Here is a 23430-nt window from a genome sequence, read left to right as displayed (position 1 = left end):
GCAATATGCATAAAACTAGTCCGCATCGCAACCAGCGTCTCGCCGATCAAATTCAGCGAGACCTGGCCGAACTTATTCCGCGTGAATTGCGTAGTCCGAGTTTGGGCTTGATTACTTTGCAAAGTATTGAGCTCACACCCGATCTAGCGCACGCTAAGGTGTTCTTTACAGTTTTGGGTGCAGAGCCTGAGCATGCATTAAAAGCACTTCAAGAAAAAGCGGGATATTTGCACTCACTCTTGTTTAAGCGTTTGCATATTCACACTGTTCCTACCTTGCATTTTCACTATGACAGCTCAGTAGAGCATGGCATAGAGATGTCTCGATTGATCGATCAAGCAGTAGAGAGCGATCATAAAGACGAGACTAAGTAATTCATGACTATACGGATCGACGGCGTAGTGCTACTAGATAAACCCGCTGGAATGAGTTCGCAGGGTGCGGTTACTGCCGTCAAGCGCGCCTTTAATGCTGACAAGGCTGGCCATACCGGTACATTAGATCCAATGGCGACTGGCTTATTGCCTATCTGCTTAGGGGAAGCAACCAAGTATTCGCAAGATCTGCTTGAAGCTGATAAGACCTATATTGCTCGAGTAAAGTTTGGCTCGCGCACTGATACCGGTGATGCTGAGGGTCTGACCATTGAAGAATTACCCTTGCCTGTATTTGCAGGTGAAGTTGAAATCAGATCCGCATTAGATGCGTTACTCCCTAAATTTACAGGGCCGATTTCTCAAGTTCCGCCAATGTATTCCGCACTCAAGCGTGATGGCAAGCCTTTGTATGAATATGCTCGTGCTGGTGTTGAGTTAGAACGTGCCCCGCGAGATATTACGATTCACTCCATTCGTTGGACTGACATTGCTTGGCCGGAAGCTACATTAGAAGTCAGCTGTAGCAAAGGAACTTATATTCGTGTCCTAGCTGAAGATATTGGTAACGCCCTAGGATGTGGTGCTCATTTAGTTGGGTTGCGCCGAACCGAGGTAGGACATCTCAATCTTGAGCAGTCCTTTACGATTGAAGCGATTCAAAGCGGCCTTCAAAATAGTGCTGACTACATACTGCCTGTTGATGCCCTATTGCAAACATTGCCCCACTTAACGGTGGATGAGCAACAAGCTAAACGTCTTGAGATGGGACAGCGTGTTCCTCTTAATTTACCTTCCATTGAAGCATTGGTGCGTATTTATCGCGCTACCGCTGCTCCTCACAACTTTATTGGTACTGCTGATTGGCGCTCTGGTGTTTTACATCCAAAGCGCTTAATTTCGCAGGCACAGTAACTAACCCTTTTACTTATCTTTAACTTTAGAAGCTTCACATGACTAAACGCGCACTACGTAACATTGCCATCATCGCCCACGTTGACCACGGAAAAACTACCTTGGTTGACCAACTCTTACGCCAATCCGGCACATTCCGCTCAAATGAAAAAATGACCGAACGCGTCATGGACTCAAACGACTTGGAAAAAGAGCGTGGCATTACTATTTTGTCCAAGAACTGTGCGGTGGAGTATGACGGTACACACATCAACATCGTTGATACCCCAGGACACGCGGACTTCGGTGGTGAAGTAGAGCGTGTTCTCTCGATGGTTGACGGTGTATTGCTCTTGGTTGATGCGGTTGAAGGCCCAATGCCTCAGACCCGTTTCGTAACTAAGAAAGCCTTGGCTTTAGGTTTGAAACCAATTGTGGTGATTAACAAGGTTGACCGTCCAGGCGCGCGTTGCGACTACGTTATCAACGCAACTTTTGAGTTGTTTGACAAGCTTGGTGCAACTGAAGAGCAGTTGGATTTCCCAGTTATCTATGCATCAGGCTTGAATGGTTATGCAGGAGAGTCAGAAGATGTGCGTGAAGGTAATATGCGCCCCTTGTTTGACGCTGTTCTGAAGCACGTCCCTGTGCGTGATGATGATGCAGACGGTCCCTTGCAATTCCAGATTTCTTCAATCGACTACAACAGCTATGTTGGCAAGATCGGTGTGGGTCGTATTAGCCGGGGACGCGTGAAGTCTGGCATGGAAGTAGTCTGCATGAATGGTCCTGATGGCACACCATTCAAAGGCCGTATCAACCAGGTATTGAAATTTAAAGGCCTCGAGCGAGAAATCGTTGACGAAGCGGTTGCTGGCGACATTGCCCTCATTAATGGTATTGAAGAGTTGGCCATTGGCACAACAGTATGTGCAGTTGATAAGCCAGTTCCACTACCAATGCTCAAGATTGATGAGCCTACTTTGACCATGAACTTTATGGTGAACACTAGTCCATTGGCTGGTCGCGAAGGTAAGTTTGTAACTAGCCGCCAAATTCGTGAGCGCCTTGACCGTGAATTAAAGGCCAATATGGCTCTGCGCGTAAAAGAAACTGATGATGACACTGTATTTGAAGTCTCAGGTCGCGGCGAGCTGCATCTCACCATCTTGGTAGAGACCATGCGTCGTGAAGGCTATGAGATGGCAGTTTCCCGTCCACGTGTTGTCTTTCATGAAGAGAATGGCGTCAAAATGGAGCCGTATGAGAACTTAACAGTGGACGTAGAAGATGCCACTCAAGGTTCCGTAATGGAAGACTTGGGTAAGCGTAAAGGCGAGCTGCAAGACATGGTGAGTGACGGAAAAGGCCGTACTCGTCTTGAGTATCGTATTCCTGCACGTGGCCTGATTGGGTTCCAAGGTGATTTCATGACTATGACTCGCGGTAACGGCTTAATGAGTCATACATTTGATTCTTATGCGCCTGCAAAAGATGGTATCTTGGGTGAGCGTCATAACGGCGTATTGATCAGTCAAGATGATGGCGAAGCAGTTGCTTACGCTATTTGGAAACTACAAGATCGTGGTCGCATGTTCGTAAAACATGGCGATCCTGTTTACGAAGGTATGGTGATTGGTATTCATAGTCGTGACAACGACTTAGTTGTGAACCCGATCAAGGGTAAGCAATTAACCAACGTACGTTCTTCAGGTACTGATGAAGCAGTTCGCTTGGTAACGCCAATTGATTTGACTTTGGAGTATGCGGTTGAATTCATTAGTGATGATGAGTTGGTTGAAGTAACGCCGAAAAGCGTACGTATCCGTAAGCGTCACCTGAAAGAGCATGATCGTAAGAAAGCATCTCGCGAGTAAACTCTCTCTAGCTACACAACAAAAGTCACCTCCGGGTGGCTTTTGTTCTTCATTGAAATCAAAACTATAAATTAATCATTTATTAGTTAAATAAATAAAACTAGATATACATGCTGCCATCGATTGAACAACGCCTTGCCCAAGAACTTTCCGCTAAACCTGCTCAAGTAGCTGCTGCAATTGCATTAATGGATGAGGGTGCTACCGTGCCATTCATTGCCCGTTATCGTAAAGAAGCTACCGGCGGCTTGGACGATACGCAGTTACGATTGTTAGAAGAGCGCCTTAGTTATCTTCGTGAGCTAGAGGATCGTCGTAAGACAATCGTTGCTTCTATTGAAGAGCAGGGCAAGATGACGCCAGAGTTACTGAAATCCATCATGCTGGCAGAGGACAAGACTCGATTAGAAGATCTCTATCTGCCATATAAGCCTAAGAGAAGAACCAAAGCGCAAATCGCTTTAGAGGCTGGCTTGGAACCATTGGCAAATGACCTGCTTAATAATCCCAAGCTTGATCCAGAAACAGAGGCCGCTAAATATCTCAAGGAAGCGTTTCAGGTTGATGGTGTTGATAATCCTGGAGTCCCAGATACCAAGACCGCCCTTGAAGGTGCTCGCCAAATTTTGATGGAACGCTTTGCGGAAGATGCTGCATTAGTTCAGTCTCTCAGGGAGTATTTGCAGGATCATGGAGTTGTCGAATCCAAGGTGATCACTGGTAAAGAGCAGGAGGGTGAGAAGTTCGCTGATTACTTTGATTACTCCGAGCCAATTAAAGCAATTCCATCACATCGTGCCTTGGCTTTATTCAGAGGTCGTCGCGAACAGATGTTGATGGTCAATCTGCGCCTAGATACCGAAGAAGAAAAGCCCAAATGGGATTCAGCACACAATCCTTGTGAAAACCGGATTGCCAATCATTTCAAGATCAAGAATGATGGTCGCCCGGCTGATGCATGGCTAGCCGATACCGTACGCTGGACTTGGCGTATCAAGTGCTCACTCCATTTAGAGTCTGAACTCATGACAGCGCTGCGTGAGCGCTCAGAAACTGAGGCGATTAATGTATTTGCCCGTAACCTCAAAGACCTGCTACTAGCAGCGCCTGCTGGCCCAAGAGTAACCATTGGCCTTGATCCCGGAATGCGCACTGGTGTGAAGGTTGCGGTAGTTGATGCTACAGGCAAAGTGGTTGATACCGAGGTCATTTATCCCCACCAGCCAAAAAATGATTGGGCAGGTTCATTGCATACCTTAGCCAAGTTAGCTGAAAAGCATAATGCCACTTTGATCTCAATTGGTAACGGCACCGCATCTCGCGAGACTGATAAATTGGCTCAAGAACTCATTAAAGCTAAGCCAGAACTTAAGCTCACTAAGATTGTTGTCTCAGAAGCCGGTGCATCGGTTTACTCGGCATCAGAATACGCATCAAAAGAATTACCGGGTATGGATGTTTCGCTTCGCGGCGCAGTATCGATTGCTCGTCGCTTACAGGATCCCTTGGCTGAGTTGGTCAAGATTGATCCTAAATCGATTGGCGTAGGCCAGTATCAGCATGATGTGATGCAAACCCAGTTGGCTAAATCATTAGTCGCAGTTGTGGAAGATTGTGTGAATGCTGTCGGTGTTGATGTGAACACGGCTTCAGCCCCATTACTAGCAAGGGTTTCAGGTTTAAGCACCACTGTGGCTGAAGGCATAGTGGCCTATCGCGATAGCAAGGGCGCATTTAAATCGAGAGCTGATCTCAAGAGCGTTCCGCGTCTCGGCGATAAAACATATGAACAGGCTGCTGGCTTCTTGCGCATTATGAATGGCGATGATCCATTAGATGCCTCTGCAGTGCATCCTGAATCCTATCCTTTGGTAGAAAAGATTCTGAGGGATATTAAGAAGGGCGTAAAAGAAGTGATTGGTGATGCCGGCTTGCTGAAGTCACTTTCGCCGGAAAAGTATGCGGATGGTCAGTTTGGTGTGCCTACCGTTACTGACATCATTAAAGAGTTAGAAAAGCCGGGCCGTGATCCACGCCCAGAATTTACAACTGCCACCTTTAAAGACGGCGTTGAAAAAATTAGCGACCTGAAGCCTGACATGATTCTTGAGGGCGTTGTTACTAACGTTGCCGCCTTTGGCGCATTTGTGGATATTGGTGTCCATCAAGATGGTCTGGTACATATCTCCGCTTTATCCAACACCTTCGTAAAAGATCCCCATAGCGTAGTGAAGGCAGGGCAGGTAGTTAAGGTTAAGGTGCTGGAGGTGGATGAAAAGCGCAAACGTATCGCACTAACGATGCGCTTGACGGATGAGGCCCCAAGAGAAGGAGCTAAGCCTGAGCAAAGAGCCCCTAATCGTCCTAGAGCGCCGGAAAGCAGAAAGCCACCAGAAGAAAGGCGCTCTGCACCCCCAATCAACAATGCAATGGCGGCCGCTTTTGGCAAGCTTAAGAAATAATTATTTTTTAGAGAATTTCTCCCCGCTGGGGCGTCAAATTCTCTAAACTATTACTTTGTATGTTTAACCACGAAAGACAAGGATTATCGTGAAAATTTCCCAATCAATTTTCCGTATTGCAGCGATTTCGCTGTGTGCACTAGGCGTAAGTATTTCTGCTGCAAAAGCGGCTGATTTTCCTGGCGATCGTCCGATTACTTTAGTAGTGCCATTCTCGGCTGGCGGTCCAACCGATAAAGTGGCTCGTGAGCTAGCTTTAGCAATGGGCAAGCAACTCAAAGGCCAAGTAATTGTGGATAACAGTCCTGGTGCCGGCGGCACGATTGCAGCTAAGCGTGTCATTAATTCCAAGAATGATGGTTACACATTACTGATTCACCATATTGGCATGTCTACAGCTCCAGCTTTGTATAAGAACTTGGGCTTTGATCCAATGACTGATTACGAATACGTTGGTCAGGTTGCCGACGTTCCGATGATTTTGGTTGGCAATAAAGATTTACCCCCAAAGAACTACCAGGAACTTCTCCCGTACATGAAAGCAAACGTAGGTAAGATTGCTTACGCTAATGCGGGCGTAGGTTCAGCTAGCCACTTGTGCGGTTTGCTCTTTATGAGTCGTATTCAGTTGGATCTAACTACTGTTCCTTACAAAGGTACTGCGCCTGCATTGACCGATTTAATCGGTGGCCAAGTGCAATTGATGTGTGATCAGACAACCAACCTTTCAGGTCAGTTGGCAACTAACGCAGTGAAGCCTTATGGCACAACCACAATGCAACGCATTAAAGCCTTTGAAAAGATTCCGACTCTTAATGAGCAGGGCTTGAAGAACTTTGAAGTGAAGGTATGGCATGGTGTTTATGCGCCTAAAGGCACCCCAAAAGCAGAGATGGATAAGTTGGCCAAAGCATTGCAAGGCGCTATTCAGGATCCGCTTTACAAGCAACACATGGCTGAGTTGGGTGTTGAGATTCCATCTCAAGCGAATGCCACTCCAGAGGGCTTGAAAAAGCATCTGAAGGCACAGATCGATTTGTGGACACCAATCATTAAGGCTGCAGGTATTTACGCAGACTAAGATGTGAGTGGCACACTCTTTAAATAATAAAACCGCCTTCGGGCGGTTTTTTATTGAGAACGGAATGGAGGGGAGGGGTTTTAAGAGTTAATGGGCATCACCGTTACCGCTACCTCTAGCGTATGGTCTGCTCCACCATGAATCACGCCACGAATAGGGGAGACATCTGAGTAATCCCTTCCTTGAGACAAGTGAACATAATCTTCCCCAGGAGTTCCATACCCCCAACGGTTATTAGTTGGGTCTAGATCACACCAAATGCCCTTACCTAGAGCGCCGTTTTCATCAATGCTGGGAACATAAACTGATACCCAAGCATGTGAAGCATCTCCACCAATCAGCCTTGCTTGACCGGGTGCAGGATTGGTCAGAATATAGCCGCTCATATATTTTGCTGGAATGCCGATACTGCGGAGTGATGTAATCAAAATATGTGCAAAGTCCTGACATACTCCCTCTCGCTTATTCAGCGCCTCTAGTGCAGGGGTGTTGATATCAGTACTTTTACTAACGTAATGGAATTCACTATAGATGCGTTTCATTAAATCAATGGCAGCATCCAGGATGGGTCTACTAGCCGTGAAATTTGCCCGAGCAAATTCGGCGAACTCTGGCCTTAAGGTAATAAATGGAGATGTGAATAAGAATTCTGAGGCAGCATCCCATTGGGTATTGGAGTGATAGCGAAAGTATTCGCGGACCTGCTCCCAGGCTGCCGTTTCCTGCGGCTTTGGACCATATTCAGCGCTAGTTGTTTCAATCAGCGACTTTGCTGTAATGAGCAATTCACCGTGCCTATTCTGTAAAGAAAAGAAGGTGCAAATATTTCCATAGCTATCTATATTATCTTCGCTCCAAGACGGCCGAGGACTCACCTGGACTTCGGATTTTAGTACTCGTTGTGTCTCCAGATCTGCCGGTTTGAGGTGGGCAAGGTGCTGAGCAATCTCGACGTTGGGGTCGTAGGAGTAATGTGTATCGTGGGTAATTTCTAGCAACATAATTGGCGCATTACATTTGGATGCTGTATTCATTAGAGTGAATCAGATTGAAATACCTTGCGCTAATTTCATCAGAAACATTCCAGGCCGATTGTGAGCAATTACTCAGGCAATTACTCAGGTTGGAGAGGTTGCCAAACCCATCAGCAGTCGATAGGGTATATAAGTCGTAATCTAGTAGATTGATGACGCTGCGGGTCAGTTCATCTGGGCTATTTCGCTCGGTGCCCGCAAGTTTAGATAGTCTGGCGCGGAGCGCTTTACTAACCCAGGCGAGAGAGCGTGGGTTTTCATCATCCATCACCAGCAAGCTAATTAAAGGGGCTATCTCTCGACTTTGTTGATGCTGTGCATGAAAGGTAATCGTACTGTCAAATAAATTCAGTAGGGTGGTATAGCCGGAACTATCTGCATTTGGATTATTTAGTAAACCAGAAGCAATGGCCGAATCTAAGGCGTTTGTAAGAAAGGCAAGTCTCTCAATATGTCTTCCAATCGAAAGTAATTGCCAGCCATCATCACGTGTCATGCGGTCGGTTTGAGCACCGGTAATCGCGGCTAAGCAGCTACTCGCACCATTTAATGCGTCGATCGCGAGCGAAGCAGAAAAATTATTAAAGGTGCTAGCTTTATGGCAATCTGCCTGGAATTGCTCAATGCAATGATTGATGGTGCTCCACTGCTCTGGTGAGAGCCGTTCTCTCACATTAGAGGCTGTGCGCTTCATGGCGTTAAGGTTATAGCCCACGCTGGTGACGCTATCGCTCGCATCTAGAGAGTTAATTAATGTGCGCTCAAAAATTCGGTGACGCATAGCACTCTGATCAAAGTTGCTTGGAACACCTTCGGGCACAAGTCCATAGTAATGACATAGGTTTTCTAGCCAGGACCATAATGAGCGGGATGGGGTGTATTCGCTATTAATATTTTCAAGGTAGAGCTTAGCCAAGCGCAGAATATTTTCACTGCGCTCGGTATAGCGCCCAAACCAATAGAGATTCTCGGCTGCGCGACTAGTAACTAAGCGCTTGCGCATCACTTTTTCGGGCGTTTGAATCGGAAGCTGTAGTTGTTGTCCTTGACCTTGAGGGGCCTGCGGGCTTTGAACCCATACATCCGCACTACTACCGCCCCGTTGCATAGAAGCAATACCTGAATCGGTGCTGGCGATACGGGCAAGTCCCCCGGGTAATACTTGCCAGCTATTAGGACCATCACTTAAGGCAAAGACTCGCAACATATAAGAGTGAGGCTCAATCAAAGAGGCATCATTGAGATTAAATGCATTTAACCAGGTTGGCATTTGTGCTAATGGAATGTAGGTTTGCACGGTGTGCTCATCGGGCCGCCTAGTAATGCGTCCAACCCATTCGTCTAACTGAGCCTGATTCAGGTCGCAGCCTAAGGTAGATTCGTAACTTTGATGGCCTGTGCCATTCGGAAAGGTTGGCTTAATCGCGCTATGCCCTAAATTCGGAATGGCAGCCTCTAGTGCAGCGCGTTCACCGCACCACCAGGTATCCATTGCAGGAAGCTGAACTTTTTCATTTAAAAGTCGCTCGCTAATCGCCGGTAAAAATCCCAGTAGTGCGGGTGATTCTAGGAAGGCCGAGCCAGGAGCGTTTGCCAATACAACATTACCAGCGCGTATCACTTGTAATAGACCGGGGACACCTAGTGTGGAATCAGAGCGCAGTTCTAATGGATCTAAAAACTCATCATCCAAACGCTTCAGCAAAATATGGACAGGCTCTAAACCGCGAACTGTTTTCAAAAACAAATGTTGGTCGCGTACCGTTAAGTCGCCACCCTCAACCAGCGTTAGACCGAGATAACGAGCAAGATAGGCATGCTCAAAATAGGTCTCGTTATAAGGCCCGGGAGTAAGCAGGGCAATATGGGCATTAGCGCCTGCTGGGCTTTCAAGTTTTAATGAATCGATTAAGTCTCTATAGGCATTGGCTAATGGGGCAATCTGCATGAGCTCATATGCTTTGGGAAATTGCCTTGCAATGAGATTGCGATTTTCTAGAAGATATCCAAGGCCAGAAGGCGCTTGGGTGCGTTGAGATAGCACTGACCATGATCCATCAGGCGCTCTCGCTAAATCGAAAGCCATGATGTGAAGATGTTTTCTCTTATTCAGATTGATGCCATGCATAGAGCGCAAGTAACCAGGATGCCCATGAATTAATGCCGGAGGAATCCATCCTTCCTTCAACAAATTTTGCGGCCCATACACATCCGCCATAATCGCTTCAAGTAAGCGTGCTCGCTGCAAAACCCCGGACTGAATTTTTTGCCAAGAATCAGGGCTAATGATGAGAGGAAATAAGTCTACTGACCAAGGGCGCTGCGGACCAAACTCATCGGCATAGACGTTATAGGTAATTCCGTTATCCCGAATCTGTCTATTGAGCTCTTGGGTCCGCTGATCTAGATCGCTTAAACCAGAGGGGCCAAGGGATTCAAAAAAAGTTTCCCATTGGGGTAGTAGAAAATCTGATTCCCCGCGCAACTCATCAAAGTGCCCCACTTTGGGAGTGGGGGATAGACGGTTGATCTCCTCTACCATAGAGGGGTTGCTGGTGTCTTTCAAGGATTGGGTCTGAGGGTTATCCACAAACTATTGTCTCATCGCCGCATATCTAGCGTAAATGGAAATTCCCTGCTAGCTGGGAGGTCAATATTGGCCTGAACTCCCTCAATAGTTCCTGGGGTGTGACCCATGCGGAAGAAGCGGGAAAGACGGCGACTCTCGGCCTCATAAGCATTGATGGGGAAGTTGTCATAGTTTCGGCCACCAGGGTGGGCGACATGGTACTGACAGCCACCAACTGAGCGTTTCATCCAGGTATCAACCATGTCAAATATCAATGGAACATGAATGCCAATACTCGGGTGTAGGCTTGATGGAGGATTCCAGGCCTTATACCTAACGCCCGCAATATATTCCCCGGCAACGCCTGTAGGTTGCAGTGGCAAAGGTTCGCCATTACAGGTAATGGTGTAGCGGCTTTGGTTTAAGCCGGTAACTCTTAATTCAACACGCTCTAAAGAGGAGTCCACATAGCGGGCAGTTCCACCAGCAGCACTTTCCTCTCCCATCACATGCCATGGCTCAAGCGCATTACGCAAAGTAAGTTCCGTACCCATGACCTGCACTTGTCCGATGAGCGGGAAGCGGAATTCGAGGTGAGGCGCAAACCATTCAGGCTTAAAGGCATAACCATGCTTTTGCATCTCTTCAATAACATCATCAAAATCCATCTTGATAAATGTCGGTAAGAGACAGCGATCATGAAGTTCTGTTCCCCAGCGCGTCATTGGCGCGTCATAAGGATTATCCCAGAAGCGGGCAATCAAGGCGCGAATAAGTAATTGCTGAACAATGCTCATTTGGGCATGTGGAGGCATTTCAAAAGCGCGAAGTTCTAATAAGCCTAAGCGACCCGTTTGGCTATCTGGTGAATACATCTTATCGATACAGAATTCGCTGCGATGCGTATTGCCGGTGACATCAATCAATATGTTACGTAAGGTTCTGTCAACCAACCATGGCGGCATACTTTGACCAAACTTCTTGCGATTCTCCCGAATTTCTTTCAGTGCAATTTCTAATTCATAGATTTGGTCATTGCGTGCTTCATCAACACGAGGCGCTTGGCTGGTTGGGCCAATAAACATACCGCTAAATAGGTAGCTCAAACTCGGGTGGTTATGCCAATACAAAATCAGGCTCGCCAGAAGTTCGGGCCTCCTTAAAAATGGGCTATCAATCGGTGTAGCGCCACCCATCACAAAGTGGTTACCTCCACCCGTTCCGGTATGGCGGCCATCAGCCATAAACTTTTCAGCGGAAAGTCTGGATTCAAAAGCAGCTTGATATAAGAATTCAGTATGCTCAACTAACTCATCCCAGTTATGTGCCGGATGAATATTGACTTCAATAACACCTGGATCTGGCGTTACTTGCAATAGCTTTAGGCGGGGATCACGTGGCGGGGTATATCCCTCTAGGACGATTTGAAACTGGAGCTCTTCCGCGGTAGCTTCTACTGCCTCCAGTAAATTGAGATAGTCTGCAAGACGAGCGAGCGGTGGCATAAAGACATACAACACACCCGACTTACCGCCATGTTCATTCTCAGCCTTAGATCCATTTGAGCGCATCGGATCACGCGCCTCAACGCACATGGCTGTTCTGGTAACCCATGCAGCAGATTCTTGTCGCTCAGGACTTCTAAGCTCTGACTGACTCCAAATCGTTTTGCCGGACCCTGTAAATTCTTTACGAGTCGGTTGTTGTTGGTGAACAATTGATGCTCGACTGCTTAATGGCTGTCTAGGGGCAAATGGATCTTGCTCAATCAGATAAGGGTATTCTGCTTTACTGACCCAGGGTAGTGATTCCAAGGGGAGTCGATAGCCCATTGGCGAGTCACCTGGCAGTAGATAGAGGCGATCATCACGATATTCCCAAGGACCCGTCTTCCAAGAAGTATCAAGATAGTTTTTTCCTTCATTCGCTTCGATAGGAAGAACGTAGCCCACCACGGAATCTAATTTCTGGGTGAAGACCCGCTTTAAGCGAGTGCGCTCCATCTCATCATCTAAGTTTGATTTAAAAGGATCAACGTTGACTGGTAGCTTGGACTCTCGCCAGAGGTAATAAAAAACATCCTCATATGCAGGCTCTATAAACTTATCTTCTAATCCTAATTTTTTGGAGAGTGTGTAGACAAATTTCTCAGCATCTTTGCTGGTGTAGTTGGTAGGGTGGCGTTCATCTGCGAAGAGTTTGGAATTCTTCCAAATAGGTTGTCCATCAGCCCTCCAGTAGATAGACAAAGCCCAGCGAGGAAGCTGCTCTCCTGGATACCATTTGCCTTGACCAAAATGAAGGAAGCCACCATCACCATATTCCTTACGAAGTTTTTCAACTAAATCGGTTGCGTAACCTCGCTTAGTTGGTCCTAATGCATCTACATTCCATTCGCGTTCATCGCGACCGTTAACCGATACAAAAGTAGGCTCACCACCCATGGTTAATCTAACGTCGCCCGCAATTAATTCTTTGTCAACTTGATGGCCCAGTTCGACAATCGCCTGCCACTGTTCTTCGGTATATGGTTTCGTTACTCGGGGCGCTTCATAAATGCGAGTGACTTCCATGGAATGAGCAAATTGCACATCACATTCGTCAACACCGCCTTCAATAGGTGCCGCACCTGAAGGTTCAGGTGTGCAGGCAACGGGAATATGACCTTCGCCAGCGAATAGGCCAGAAGTAGGGTCTAAACCAATCCATCCCGCACCTGGTAAATACACCTCACACCAGGCATGTAAATCTGTGAAGTCCACTTCGGTTCCACTCGGTCCATCAAGCGCCTTCACATCTGGCTTGAGTTGAATGAGATAGCCTGAAACAAAGCGTGATGCGAGTCCGCATAGACGCAAAAGGTTCACCATTAACCAAGCAGAATCACGACAGGAGCCGCTACGAAGTTTTAATGTCTCTTCTGGAGTTTGCACTCCAGGCTCCATTCGAATGGTGTAGCTAATATCTTTGTGAACTTTTTGATTTATAGCAACCAAAAAATCGATGGTGCGCATCTTACTGCGATCAACTGTTTTAAAGTATTTATTGATGCCATCATTGCGCTTTTTACCTAAGTAAGGGCGTAACTCTTTCTTGAGATCTTGACTGTATGTAAAGGGGTAGTCTTCAGCATCTGGTTCTAGAAAGAAATCAAATGGGTTGTATACGGCCATTTCTGTAACAAGATCGACCGTTACTTTAAAGCGTGTTGTTGGTTCTGGAAAAACCAAACGCGCTTGATAGTTTGAAAAAGGATCTTGTTGCCAGTTAATGAAGTGACCTTCAGGCTCAATCTTTAGAGAGTAGGACAGAATATGGCTACGGCAATGGGGTGCCGGTCGAAGGCGTATAACCTGCGGCCCCAGCTTTACAGGGCGATCATATATATATTCGGTGACGTGGTGTAGGGCGGCATGTATAGACATGCATCAAAGTCTATAAGTTCACCACAAGGGTGCATTGTTGCGGCGCACAAGATGGGTGCGTAAAAGTAAGGAATGCCCAGATTTGGGTAGAGCCCGTCAAAAACGGGGCATTTAGCGAGCCACATCCATTTCAGCAGGAATAAGTTGTAGTTGTACCTCATTTGAAAGCTCTTATGTCTAAGCAAACTACTTTGACGATTAGTAGCAAAAATTACTCTTCATGGTCATTGCGCGGTTGGCTGATGCTGAGGTTATCTGGCCTACCTTTTCAGGAAGTGCAGGTTCACCCGGATGATGTAGATAACCGCGCCGAACTTTTACTTCTGTCACCATCCATTCTGGTTCCCCGATTGGACCATGATGGCTGCAAGGTATGGGACACCATGGCTATTGGTGAGTACCTAAATGAATTAAATCCTAAAGCGCATCTACTACCCAAAGATCCTGTAGCAAGAGCGCATTGCCGTTCTATCTGCGGTGAGATGCATTCCGGCTTCTCTGCCTTGCGCGCTTCTTTGCCCATGAATGTCAAGGCGAAGTTTGAGTCATTCAAGGTTTGGTCAAAAGCGCAAATCGATATCAATCGTATTTTGGTTATCTGGCAAGACTGCTTAACAACATATGGTGGGTCTTTCTTATTTGGCAAGGAGCCCACATTAGCTGACGCCATGTTTGCGCCAGTGGTCACAAGATTCCTAACGTATGACGTCGAGCTAGACAAGGCGAGCAAGAGTTATTGCGAGCACATCATGGCGATGCCGGAGATGAAGGAATGGGTGATGGGCGCCCTCGAAGAACCCGATGACATTGAAGAACTTGAAGTGGAGTTTTAAAAATGAACGCATCAGTGAAATTTAAAAGTGATACTGAGTTTTCCCATGTAAAACCAGCCGATACTCAGTTTTTGCCAGGCGGCCTGAGAGATTTCTTCCTCTATAAAGACTTAGGAGTTGCCAAGGCGACTAAGGGTAAGGTTATCGCCCATCTTGTTAAGGCTAATAAGCCCCCAGAGAATGGTACTGGCTGGCACTATCACGTAGCAGAGTTTCAAATTGTCATCATGACTAAAGGGTGGGCCAAGTTTATGTATGAAGATAAGGTCACCCTGGTTGAAGCGGGTGATGTCGTTCATCAAATGCCGGGTATCACCCATTTCCTCTTCGACTATTCACCTGATATGGAGTATCTCGAGATAGTGGGTCCTGCGGACTTTGGAACCATTCCCGTTTCTGTGGCTCCAGCCGAGGTCCCAGGGGTAACTCTATGGAAGTAGTCAAAAATAATCCGCTAGCATCAGACTTCGCTGTCTTATTTCAGCGGATTATGACTATTGCTGAAGAAGTCGATAGTATGAAAAGTTACTATCGCGAGCTTTATCAAAAAATAGAGGCTGGGGAAGTTGCTTCAGGCGATGAAGAGCCACCCGACCTTCTCAAAACTTTTAATGTTGCCGGTTTTATAAATTTATCAATCGTTGCAGCTCGTTCAGCACAAACCGCAGCCACCATCGCAAATGATGTGTCATTGAGTCGGGTAAATGATCCAGTCCTCAAAACCACAGAACGAGCATTGCGTCACATAGAAAGCGGTGCCCATAGATGATGTACAAGGCATATCAGACCTTTGCTAATTTACATAATCCGGTCCGGATGTTTGCAAAAGCGTCAGAGCGCGTCTCTACTAATTGGTTTGGAAATTACTCTCTAAACCCTATGCAACGATTGGCTGCGCACTATGAGCAAATTTCTTTGCTTGGATTTACGCATTCAAGACCTGATTTTAAAATTCAATCCATCATTGATTCATTTGGGGTAGAGCAACAAGTGGTCGAGGAGCTGATTTACTCAACCCATTTTTGCAACTTGATTCGCTTCTCAAAGGACAATATTTCAGGTCAGCCCAAAATCCTCTTGGTGGCTCCAATGTCAGGACATTTTGCTACGCTACTGACAGGAACCATCAAAACACTGCTAACCGATCATGAGGTTTACGTGACGGATTGGTTAAACATTCGCGACATTCCATTAAGTTGTGGTGACTTTGACTTTGATGCTTATGTTGAGCACATCATTAGCTTCTTGCAATTTATCGGACCACAAACTCACTTGATGGCGGTATGTCAGCCAACCGTGGCTTGCTTAGCGGCTACAGCCATCATGTCAGAAGATAAGAGTCCTTATGCCCCTGCAAGTTTGACCTTAATGGCTGGGCCGATTGATGTAAGCCAAAGCCCCACTAAGGTAAATGAGTTAGCCACTAGCAAACCCATGTCCTGGTTTGAAGAGAAGCTCATTGGCATCATCCCGAGCCAGTTTAATGGCACTGGGCGCAAAGTCTATCCGGGCTTTTTACAACTCATGGCATTTATGAGCATGAATCCCGATCGCCATGCCGAGTCCTTCAGAAAGCTGTATGAGTATCGCGTGAATGGTGAAGATGAGAAAGCAGATGTGATTCATGATTTTTATGAAGAGTATTTTGCAATCATGGATTTGTCAGGACCCTTCTATTTAGAAACCATTAAAAAAGTATTTATGGATCGCGATCTAGCCAATGGAGCTTTGACATACCAAGGCAGGCTAGTGAACCCAAAACTGATTAAGAAAACATTCCTACTTACAGTTGAAGGTGAGCGAGATGATATCTGTGGTATTGGACAAACTTTAGCAGCGCAAGATCTCTGTTCTGGCCTACCTGGATACAGGAAGTCACATCATCTGCAGGCAGGCGTTGGCCATTACGGGGTGTTTAATGGCAAGCGCTGGGAAAGTCAGATTTATCCAGTTGTCCGTAACCACATTCAGTCAGCACTTTAATCAGGGGGAAATATGGTCGTCTATATCACTCGAAATATCATTGCCAGAATGCGTCGTAATGATGGCACCGATAATGGCTGCATGCCTCTGAATCCTGGAAAGTACGAGGCTAACAAGACCAATGATGGGGCACTGGAAATTCTTCAGGATGCTGGTGAGCCAGTCTATCTTTTACCCTTTATCTGGTGGGAGAAGATGGAGTTAGGTGACATATTGATTGCAGCTTAGAAAGCGATTCAGAGACGTCATTAGCTGCGTAATCAATACTTCAGGGAGTCATTTAAAATAGCAAGCTCTAGGCAGTAGTTTATGGAGCTTTATGAAAGTCAATTCAGAAGGAGTATCAGCATCGCGGGTTTATTTGCCTGCTGATCAGACTCATCTGAATTTACTGGCATTCTTTATTGCCCAGTTTCCGCATATTACCGAAGTAGAGTGGATCGATCGCTTTAATGAAGGTCTTGTTCTCGACCAAGAGGGCCATGCTCTTAGGGCAAGTGATGCGTATATGCCCAATATGCACTTGTTGTACTTCAGGCGGCTTGCTCGTGAGCCAGAAATTCCATTTGAAGAGCACATCATCTATCAAGATGAGCACATCCTGGTCGCAGATAAACCCCATTTTTTGCCAGTGACGCCTAGCGGACTATATCTGCATCAAACACTGCTAAACCGACTCAAGAAAAAAACAGGGATACAAACGCTCAGTCCCATTCATCGAATTGATCGTGATACAGCAGGGCTAGTCATTTTTTCAGTTAACCCAAGTGAGAGAGCTCAATACCAAAATTTATTTAGAGATAGGGCGGTCACAAAAGTGTATGAAGCGATAGCACGATACTCTGAAGAATTGGAGAAGCAACTTCCAATGACTTATCAAAGTCGAATTCAGGAATCGGAACATTTCTTGCAGATGAAAGAAGTTGAAGGGGCTCCAAACTCGGATACCTTAATTGAGCTCATGGAAACAAAAAAGCCATGGGCTAAATACCGATTAACACCAGGTAGCGGCAAAAAGCATCAACTGCGTTGCCATCTTAACGCTATCAGCATCCCCATAAAGCATGATCAGATCTATCCAATTCTTACGCCTTATCAAGAATATGACTTAGATTTTTCAAAGCCATTACAGTTGCTCGCAAAAGAAATTGCCTTTATTGACCCTATTGATGGCTCAAAGAGAGTCTTTAGTAGCCCTCAAAACTTAGTGCTTTAGTTCTACGCCCCTTGATTTCAAGGCCTAGAGCCTACTTTGCACTAAAAATAGGCACAAAAGATAGTACGACATTAGCTCTTAAGCTAGTATTTTTGCTATGACGTCCAAACCCCGCTACCGTTGGCTATTGAATCGCTTGAGGCACCAATCAACGGGTTTGGAGGAATGCAGCCCCGATCTGATTGTGGAATATGCAAAAGCAACTGGAGCAAAAGTCTTTTACTGCTCCAATGAATATCCGCGCTGCCCGCAATTAAGTCGTGACTTTAGTAAGCTCGTAAAACATAAATTAGTGGCGCGCAAGAGGTCGTTTTTGTATGACCTCAATGGATTTATGGTGAGGCCGCAGGCGACCTACGTTTATCGCTTAACGCCTATTGCTGCAAATTCTCTGATTTGGGTTGATAGGGAGTGATGCAAGTGAACAGTATCGATAGCCTATTTGGAATAAAACCAAAAATAGCAGTGCTGCTTGGATTTGGTTTATTGCTTGCGATTTTATTGCTCGATATCGTATCGCCTGATGACTACCGATTTGTCTTGTTTTACTTATTTCCCGCGGCAATCATCACATTAAACGCAAAGTCAATGAAGGTGGTTATCGCCGCTCTGATTATCTCCACCTTATTTGAAAACTATTTTCTCTTTAGGGATGGTTATTTCCCCCTCTACTTTACGAAGATAGAAGTATTCAATATCTCAATTCGTTTTCTTTCAACCCTGCTAATAGTATGGCTCGCCCGATCTCTGCGTCGGAGCCAACTTCGTGTGAATCTCCTAGCGAATACTGATTCGTTAACGGGTTTATGGAATAGGCGATGGGCTCGCATCATGATTGAGCAAGCGATTGCAAAGCTAGCAGAGGACCGGGAGGTATTTTCTGTTGCGCTGATTGATGTAAATGACTTTAAAAAAATTAATGATATTCATGGGCATTTGGTAGGCGATCAGGTTCTGACAAAAATTGCGCATACCCTGATGACGTTTTCTTCCGAAAATACTATTTTTTTCCGGTTGGGTGGCGATGAGTTTTTGATTGTTGCATCCAAGGTAAATGAGCAGCAAATGAATCAGATGTGCAGCGACATTGTTCAAACAGTCAATCGAGCGATGAATGACTCTGGGTACCCGGCTACCTTAAGTATTGGTATGGCAACATACAGCGAGGCACCAAGAACTGTCTCAGAAATTTTGCATGAAGTAGATCTAGAGATGTATCGCCATAAAACTGAAGGCAAGAACACTCAATAAGGCTCTTCTATTGAAGGGGTTTAGATTTACGCCTTCAAAGCAGAAAAGCTTTGGGCTTGGGAGCGGTGCCAATACAGCTCAAATACTCTGGGCAGATTTAGGCTTGGATCTATGTGTTCCGCCTTGAGTAATAGGCCAGCAGGCATCTCCGGAAGCAAGAAGGACAGAAGGCGCACTTCATGCTTACTAATGCGTCGAATGATATGAGGGGCGTCAATTTCACCGGGGTGATTTAAGCCGGCTGCCTCGACGAGCTCCTTTAAGGTCTTGAGTGTTTCATTGTGGAAGTTGTATACACGCTCAGCTTTATTGGGGACCACCAAGGCTTTCTGGCGCAATGGATTCTGAGTGGTTACACCGGTGGGACAATTGCCGGTATTGCAAACCTGAGCCTGAATACAGCCAATCGAGAACATAAAGCCACGTGCACTATTGCACCAATCGGCCCCTAAGGCAAAAGCAACAGCCATATCAAAAGCGCTAATGATTTTTCCGGCGCAGCCGATCTTAATTTGGTCTCGTAGATTTACACCCACTAGGGTGTTATGAACAAGACGAAGGCCTTCTTGCAGCGGTGTGCCTACGTGATTCGAAAATTCTACTGGGGATGCGCCAGTTCCACCTTCAGAGCCATCAACTACGATGAAGTCTGGATGAATACCAGTCTCCAGCATGGCTTTGACAATGCCAAACCATTCCCAAGGATGACCAACGCAGAACTTAAAGCCAACTGGCTTACCACCCGATAGATCACGTAACTTCTGCACAAAGTGAATGAGTTCAAGCGGTGTAGAGAAGGCGCTGTGCGAAGCAGGGGAGATGCAGGCTTCACCTTCTTTGACGCCACGCGCTGCAGCTATCTCAGCAGTTACCTTGGAGCCAGGTAGGATGCCGCCATGACCAGGCTTAGCCCCTTGGCTCAATTTGATCTCGATCATCTTCACTTGAGGATCTAAAGCATTCTCTTCATACTTTTTCTCATTAAAGCTACCATCGGTATTGCGACAACCAAAGTAGCCAGAGCCAATCTCCCAGATGAGATCACCACCATGTACGCGATGGTATTGAGAGATGGAGCCTTCACCGGTGTCATGAGCAAAGCCACCCTTCTTGGCACCAAGATTCAAAGCTAGTATGGCGTTAGCACTGAGAGACCCGAAGCTCATGGCCGAAATATTGAAAATACTGGCTGAATATTTCTGTTTGCAATCCATCCCGCCAATCTCAACCCGGAAATCATGGCTAGGTAGACGGGTGGGGGCTAATGATTGATTAATCCATTGGTAGCCAGGAGCCATGACATCCAGAGTAGTGCCAAATGGAATTTGATCGGGAACAGCCTTAGCGCGTGAATAGACTAACGTGCGCTGCTCCTTTGAAAAAGGGGTTTCATCATTGTCGCCTTCGATAAAGTACTGGCGTATTTCAGGGCGAATAAATTCAAGCATGAAACGCAAATGGCCAATCACTGGGTAGTTGCGCAGAATGGCTATTTTGGTTTGAGAGACGTCATACATACCCACAAATGACAAGAAGCCAAATACCAGGAACATATTCCAAGCCTGTGGGTGCAGTTGTAAAGAAGCAAAACTAACGATAGCACCCGCAATGCAAATTCCAAAAGGGATGTAGCGAATAGGCAGGTATTTATTGGGGGACATGGTCATAATGAGCTTAAATGAGGGTGGTCTGAGTATACGAATTTATTACTTATGCAAACAATTTGACTTAAATCAAGTCAAATAGCACTTCATCAGGGGGTTTCCGATGATTCTTAGGCTTTGCAGGAGTATTCTTAAAGTGTAGTTAATACTAAAGATAGGAAGAATATGTCACTAAATCACGCGGTAATTTGGATTGACCACAAAGAAGCTCACGTCATGTTTTTGAGCGAAGAGGCTAGCGAAGCAGAGGTGATTCGCAGCAAAAGCACCCATACCCATCTGCATCACAAGGCCAATGAAGTCGGTAGCGGTAAAGTTGCTTTGGATTCCAAATATCTGCATTCAGTCATTAATGCCGTGAATGAATCTAAAGAAATTTTAATTCTGGGACCTGGATCTGCAAAATTAGAGCTTATCAAGCATGCGCATAAACATGATGCCAGTATTGCCGAAAAAATTGTTGGCGTAGAAACGGTTGACCATCCTACTGATAAAGAAATTCTTGCCTATGCACGTAAGTTCTTTTATAAGATTGATCAAATTCTATGAAGATTGAATTTATCGGACCTGCTAGCTTGTCTGTGGATGACGGCGTGGTTTATTTAGCTAAAGTAGACGGCAAAGAGGTTGAGTGCTGTTTTACCTATGAAGCGCTAGAGGATGTTGATCCTGATGCTGTATTTGGCAATGCTTTAGAGCATTTTACAAAGCATCAGCTTTTACTGTTATCTGCGGCAGAAAGAAAATTGCTTAAAGGATTGGCGCACAGTGGAAAGCTGCTGATTAACAGCAGCGATCTCAAGCTTGAGCAATAAAACCAGTAAGCGATGAAAGGGGAGTAAATGATAAGAGAGCCATTAGATTCAAACGGATTACCGGGGCATGACTACTTCTTAGAAGCGGTAGAGCATATCGATGAGGCGGTGGCCAATAAGGCGATTGCTGAAGGTGCCGCCAAAGGAATCATCTACAGTCTCATTGAAACACTGGGCTCTATGGTTGGAGATCCAAACTTGCCAAGTCATTTGCGTTCTGGGTACGAGGGCGCTTTGCAGTTAGCAAGAGAGTTGCAGGCTAAGTTATAAGAAGTATCTAGTAAGTAGGTTATAAAATCTACGGATTGTTAAAAGGGTGATTCGTCACCCTTTTTAACGTCATATCAAGAGTGCGACTTTCGATCTATAGGGCTGGAAAGGCCCCTATGCGCATGCTTAGCCATTGATCTCATGATTGGTATTCGGTGCCTCTTGAGGATATTTCGAGATCGTGGTCAGCTTCATCTTCTTCATAATGCCTTTGCAATAAAAACCTTCTTTTTTGTACATAGCAGGGGTAATATTGGAATGTATGTTTTGACGCTTTCTGATACTGCGATATGACAATAGATTCCAATAGTTTCCAGCAGGCATTTGAAGAAATGGAAGATCCAGCCTTCTTCCACGACTCCCAATTTAGATTGATGCTTGCCAATGCAGCTTACTATCGTAAGGCTGGTATTTCTGAGTCTGAGGGCCTAGGAAGGCCCTATTGGGAGGTTTTTCCTAAGGGCGATGGCCCATTGACCGATTGCAATGCCAGTATTGTTGATGGTAAGCACGCATCGAATGCGGATGAGTTTTTCGTGGATGGTAGGGGGTATATATCTAGAGGATATGCCATTCGCAATAACCTAGGCGAACCCGTTTATTCACTTCATATTATTAGCGACATCACGGATAAATTAGCTTCGGAAAAAAAGCTGGCAAAAATTGCCTCTCAGTTCAAGGTTCTTTTTGACTCTTCACCGGACGCTATTATGTTGCTCGATGAAAAGGGTTACTTTGATTGCAATCCCGCAGCTTTATCTATATTTGGCTGTAAAGACCGTAGTGATTTTATCGGGCGGCATCCCTCTGAGTTTTCTCCGCCCTTACAGCCAAATGGCATTGATTCGATCACTTCTGCTGGAGATCGAATTGCAGAGGCATTTAGGAATGGCAGCGCAATTTTTGAGTGGACACATTCAAAGCTTGATGGCACCCCCTTTCCAGCAGAGGTTTTACTGGTTGTTTTTGAGCGTGAAGGAAAACAGGTTCTGCAGGCAACGGTGAGGGATATTACCGCCCGTAAAAACTATGAGCAAAATCTCGCCAATGAGGCTGTAAAGTTAAATAAGGCACTGGCCGGGACCGTGACCACAATGTCCAAGGCAATGGAATTAAGGGATCCTTATACAGCAGGCCATCAAGCTAGGGTTGCAGAGATTGCTTGCGCTATTGCAAAAGAGTTAGGTTGGGATGATTATCGAATCACTGGATTACGTATGGCTGGATTAGTGCATGATATTGGCAAGATAGGGATTCCTTCTGAAATCCTAACAAAGCCTTCATCACTATCTGAGTTTGAAGAAAAGTTAGTGCAACTTCATCCTGAACATGGGTATGGACTGCTAAAGGATATTGAATTTCCTTGGGCAATAGCGGATATGGTGCGCCAGCATCATGAGCGAATGGATGGCTCAGGCTATCCATTGGGGTTGAAGGGTGAGGATATCCTGCCTGAGGCAAGAGTGTTGGCGGTGGCTGATATGTTGGAGGCGCTATCGACTCACCGTCCTTATAGGGCTGCTCGTGGATTACCTTTTGCCTTAGATCTCATTAAAAGCGAATCCGGTAAGCAGTTAGATTCTGAGGTGGTTGCTGCCGCAGTGAGGTTGTTTGAGGGTAAGGAGAGTTTGATTGTTGAGAATGCCGATACTTAAGGCATCCATTCGCGTTCAAGTGGTTAG

21 protein-coding genes are annotated in these 23430 nt (G+C 45.9%); 17 read left to right on the top strand and 4 right to left on the bottom strand.

The annotated features are described in order from the left end of the window. The first annotated feature begins 5 nt into the window (after window positions 1–5). The 5 genes from rbfA (at window position 6) to ICN39_RS09385 (ending at window position 6688) form a co-directional block, all read left to right on the top strand. Entirely contained in the window at window positions 6–374 is a 369-nt protein-coding gene (gene rbfA / locus ICN39_RS09405) for a 30S ribosome-binding factor RbfA (RefSeq protein WP_215346622.1), read from the top strand. Between the two features lie 3 nt (window positions 375–377). After that, window positions 378–1289 carry a tRNA pseudouridine(55) synthase TruB gene (gene truB, locus ICN39_RS09400; protein ID WP_216233775.1) on the top strand — a complete coding sequence of 304 codons (912 nt, stop codon included), beginning with the start codon at window positions 378–380 and terminating at the stop codon, window positions 1287–1289. 38 nt (window positions 1290–1327) lie between these two features. Then, window positions 1328–3145: a translational GTPase TypA gene (gene typA / locus ICN39_RS09395; RefSeq protein WP_216233774.1), complete on the top strand. Its 1818-nt coding sequence runs from the start codon at window positions 1328–1330 to the stop codon at window positions 3143–3145. Window positions 3146–3255: 110 nt separating this feature from the next. After that, window positions 3256–5607, top strand: a complete 2352-nt coding sequence (locus tag ICN39_RS09390; protein ID WP_216233773.1) for a Tex family protein — start codon at window positions 3256–3258, stop codon at window positions 5605–5607. 94 nt (window positions 5608–5701) lie between these two features. Beyond that, window positions 5702–6688, top strand: a complete 987-nt coding sequence (locus tag ICN39_RS09385) for a tripartite tricarboxylate transporter substrate-binding protein (protein ID WP_216233795.1) — start codon at window positions 5702–5704, stop codon at window positions 6686–6688. A gap of 80 nt (window positions 6689–6768) precedes the next feature. Here ICN39_RS09385 and ICN39_RS09380 read toward each other — a convergent pair whose 3' ends face one another. From ICN39_RS09380 to ICN39_RS09370, 3 genes are read right to left on the bottom strand one after another with little or no spacing between them, the layout of a single operon-like run. After that, window positions 6769–7722 carry a transglutaminase family protein gene (locus ICN39_RS09380; protein ID WP_255532431.1) on the bottom strand — a complete coding sequence of 318 codons (954 nt, stop codon included), beginning with the start codon at window positions 7720–7722 and terminating at the stop codon, window positions 6769–6771. Beyond that, window positions 7700–10264, bottom strand: coding sequence for a circularly permuted type 2 ATP-grasp protein (locus tag ICN39_RS09375; RefSeq protein WP_216233793.1), 2565 nt, complete (start codon window positions 10262–10264; stop codon window positions 7700–7702). The genes ICN39_RS09380 and ICN39_RS09375 overlap by 23 nt, the downstream gene beginning before the upstream one ends. Window positions 10265–10323: 59 nt before the next feature. Next, window positions 10324–13716 (bottom strand): DUF2126 domain-containing protein, encoded by a 3393-nt coding sequence (locus ICN39_RS09370; RefSeq protein ID WP_216233772.1) that lies wholly within the window; start codon window positions 13714–13716, stop codon window positions 10324–10326. A 173-nt stretch (window positions 13717–13889) separates the two neighbouring features. On the opposite strand from ICN39_RS09370, the gene ICN39_RS09365 reads away from it, so the two are divergent. From ICN39_RS09365 to ICN39_RS09330, 8 genes are all read left to right on the top strand, one after another. Next, window positions 13890–14549: a glutathione S-transferase family protein gene (locus ICN39_RS09365; RefSeq protein WP_216233771.1), complete on the top strand. Its 660-nt coding sequence runs from the start codon at window positions 13890–13892 to the stop codon at window positions 14547–14549. 2 nt (window positions 14550–14551) lie between these two features. Beyond that, window positions 14552–14989 (top strand): cupin domain-containing protein, encoded by a 438-nt coding sequence (locus ICN39_RS09360; protein WP_216861032.1) that lies wholly within the window; start codon window positions 14552–14554, stop codon window positions 14987–14989. Beyond that, window positions 14980–15318, top strand: coding sequence for a hypothetical protein (locus ICN39_RS09355; RefSeq protein ID WP_216233770.1), 339 nt, complete (start codon window positions 14980–14982; stop codon window positions 15316–15318). The genes ICN39_RS09360 and ICN39_RS09355 overlap by 10 nt, the downstream gene beginning before the upstream one ends. Continuing rightward, window positions 15315–16532, top strand: a complete 1218-nt coding sequence (locus ICN39_RS09350; RefSeq protein WP_216233769.1) for a polyhydroxyalkanoate depolymerase — start codon at window positions 15315–15317, stop codon at window positions 16530–16532. The genes ICN39_RS09355 and ICN39_RS09350 overlap by 4 nt, the downstream gene beginning before the upstream one ends. 12 nt (window positions 16533–16544) lie before the next feature. Further along, entirely contained in the window at window positions 16545–16760 is a 216-nt protein-coding gene (locus ICN39_RS09345) for a hypothetical protein (protein WP_216233768.1), read from the top strand. 91 nt (window positions 16761–16851) lie between these two features. Continuing rightward, window positions 16852–17748, top strand: a complete 897-nt coding sequence (locus ICN39_RS09340) for a pseudouridine synthase (protein ID WP_216233767.1) — start codon at window positions 16852–16854, stop codon at window positions 17746–17748. A gap of 97 nt (window positions 17749–17845) precedes the next feature. Continuing rightward, window positions 17846–18163: a hypothetical protein gene (locus ICN39_RS09335; RefSeq protein WP_216233766.1), complete on the top strand. Its 318-nt coding sequence runs from the start codon at window positions 17846–17848 to the stop codon at window positions 18161–18163. Beyond that, window positions 18163–18999 carry a GGDEF domain-containing protein gene (locus ICN39_RS09330; protein ID WP_216233765.1) on the top strand — a complete coding sequence of 279 codons (837 nt, stop codon included), beginning with the start codon at window positions 18163–18165 and terminating at the stop codon, window positions 18997–18999. Before ICN39_RS09335 ends, ICN39_RS09330 begins: the two co-directional genes overlap by 1 nt. Window positions 19000–19025: 26 nt before the next feature. Here ICN39_RS09330 and ICN39_RS09325 read toward each other — a convergent pair whose 3' ends face one another. Next, a complete protein-coding gene (locus ICN39_RS09325) occupies window positions 19026–20666 on the bottom strand; it encodes an FMN-binding glutamate synthase family protein (RefSeq protein WP_216233764.1) in 1641 nt (546 codons plus the stop codon). A 162-nt stretch (window positions 20667–20828) separates the two neighbouring features. On the opposite strand from ICN39_RS09325, the gene ICN39_RS09320 reads away from it, so the two are divergent. From ICN39_RS09320 to ICN39_RS09305, 4 genes are all read left to right on the top strand, one after another. Further along, complete coding sequence (locus ICN39_RS09320; protein WP_216233763.1) at window positions 20829–21212, top strand: translational machinery protein; 384 nt, start codon at window positions 20829–20831, stop codon at window positions 21210–21212. Then, the gene (locus ICN39_RS09315; RefSeq protein WP_216233762.1) at window positions 21209–21478 is read left to right on the top strand and encodes a DUF1488 family protein; all 270 of its coding nucleotides are present in this window, start codon (window positions 21209–21211) and stop codon (window positions 21476–21478) included. The genes ICN39_RS09320 and ICN39_RS09315 overlap by 4 nt, the downstream gene beginning before the upstream one ends. Window positions 21479–21505: 27 nt before the next feature. Continuing rightward, window positions 21506–21748, top strand: a complete 243-nt coding sequence (locus ICN39_RS09310) for a hypothetical protein (RefSeq protein ID WP_216233761.1) — start codon at window positions 21506–21508, stop codon at window positions 21746–21748. A 290-nt stretch (window positions 21749–22038) separates the two neighbouring features. After that, window positions 22039–23403: an HD domain-containing phosphohydrolase gene (locus ICN39_RS09305; RefSeq protein ID WP_216233760.1), complete on the top strand. Its 1365-nt coding sequence runs from the start codon at window positions 22039–22041 to the stop codon at window positions 23401–23403. The last annotated feature ends 27 nt before the right edge of the window (window positions 23404–23430 follow it).

The sequence above is a fragment of the Polynucleobacter sp. AP-Reno-20A-A9 genome (assembly GCF_018882085.1).
Taxonomy (GTDB): domain Bacteria; phylum Pseudomonadota; class Gammaproteobacteria; order Burkholderiales; family Burkholderiaceae; genus Polynucleobacter.
Note: the sequence above shows the minus strand (reverse complement) of the source record. Positions and strands in the feature narration are given on the sequence as shown.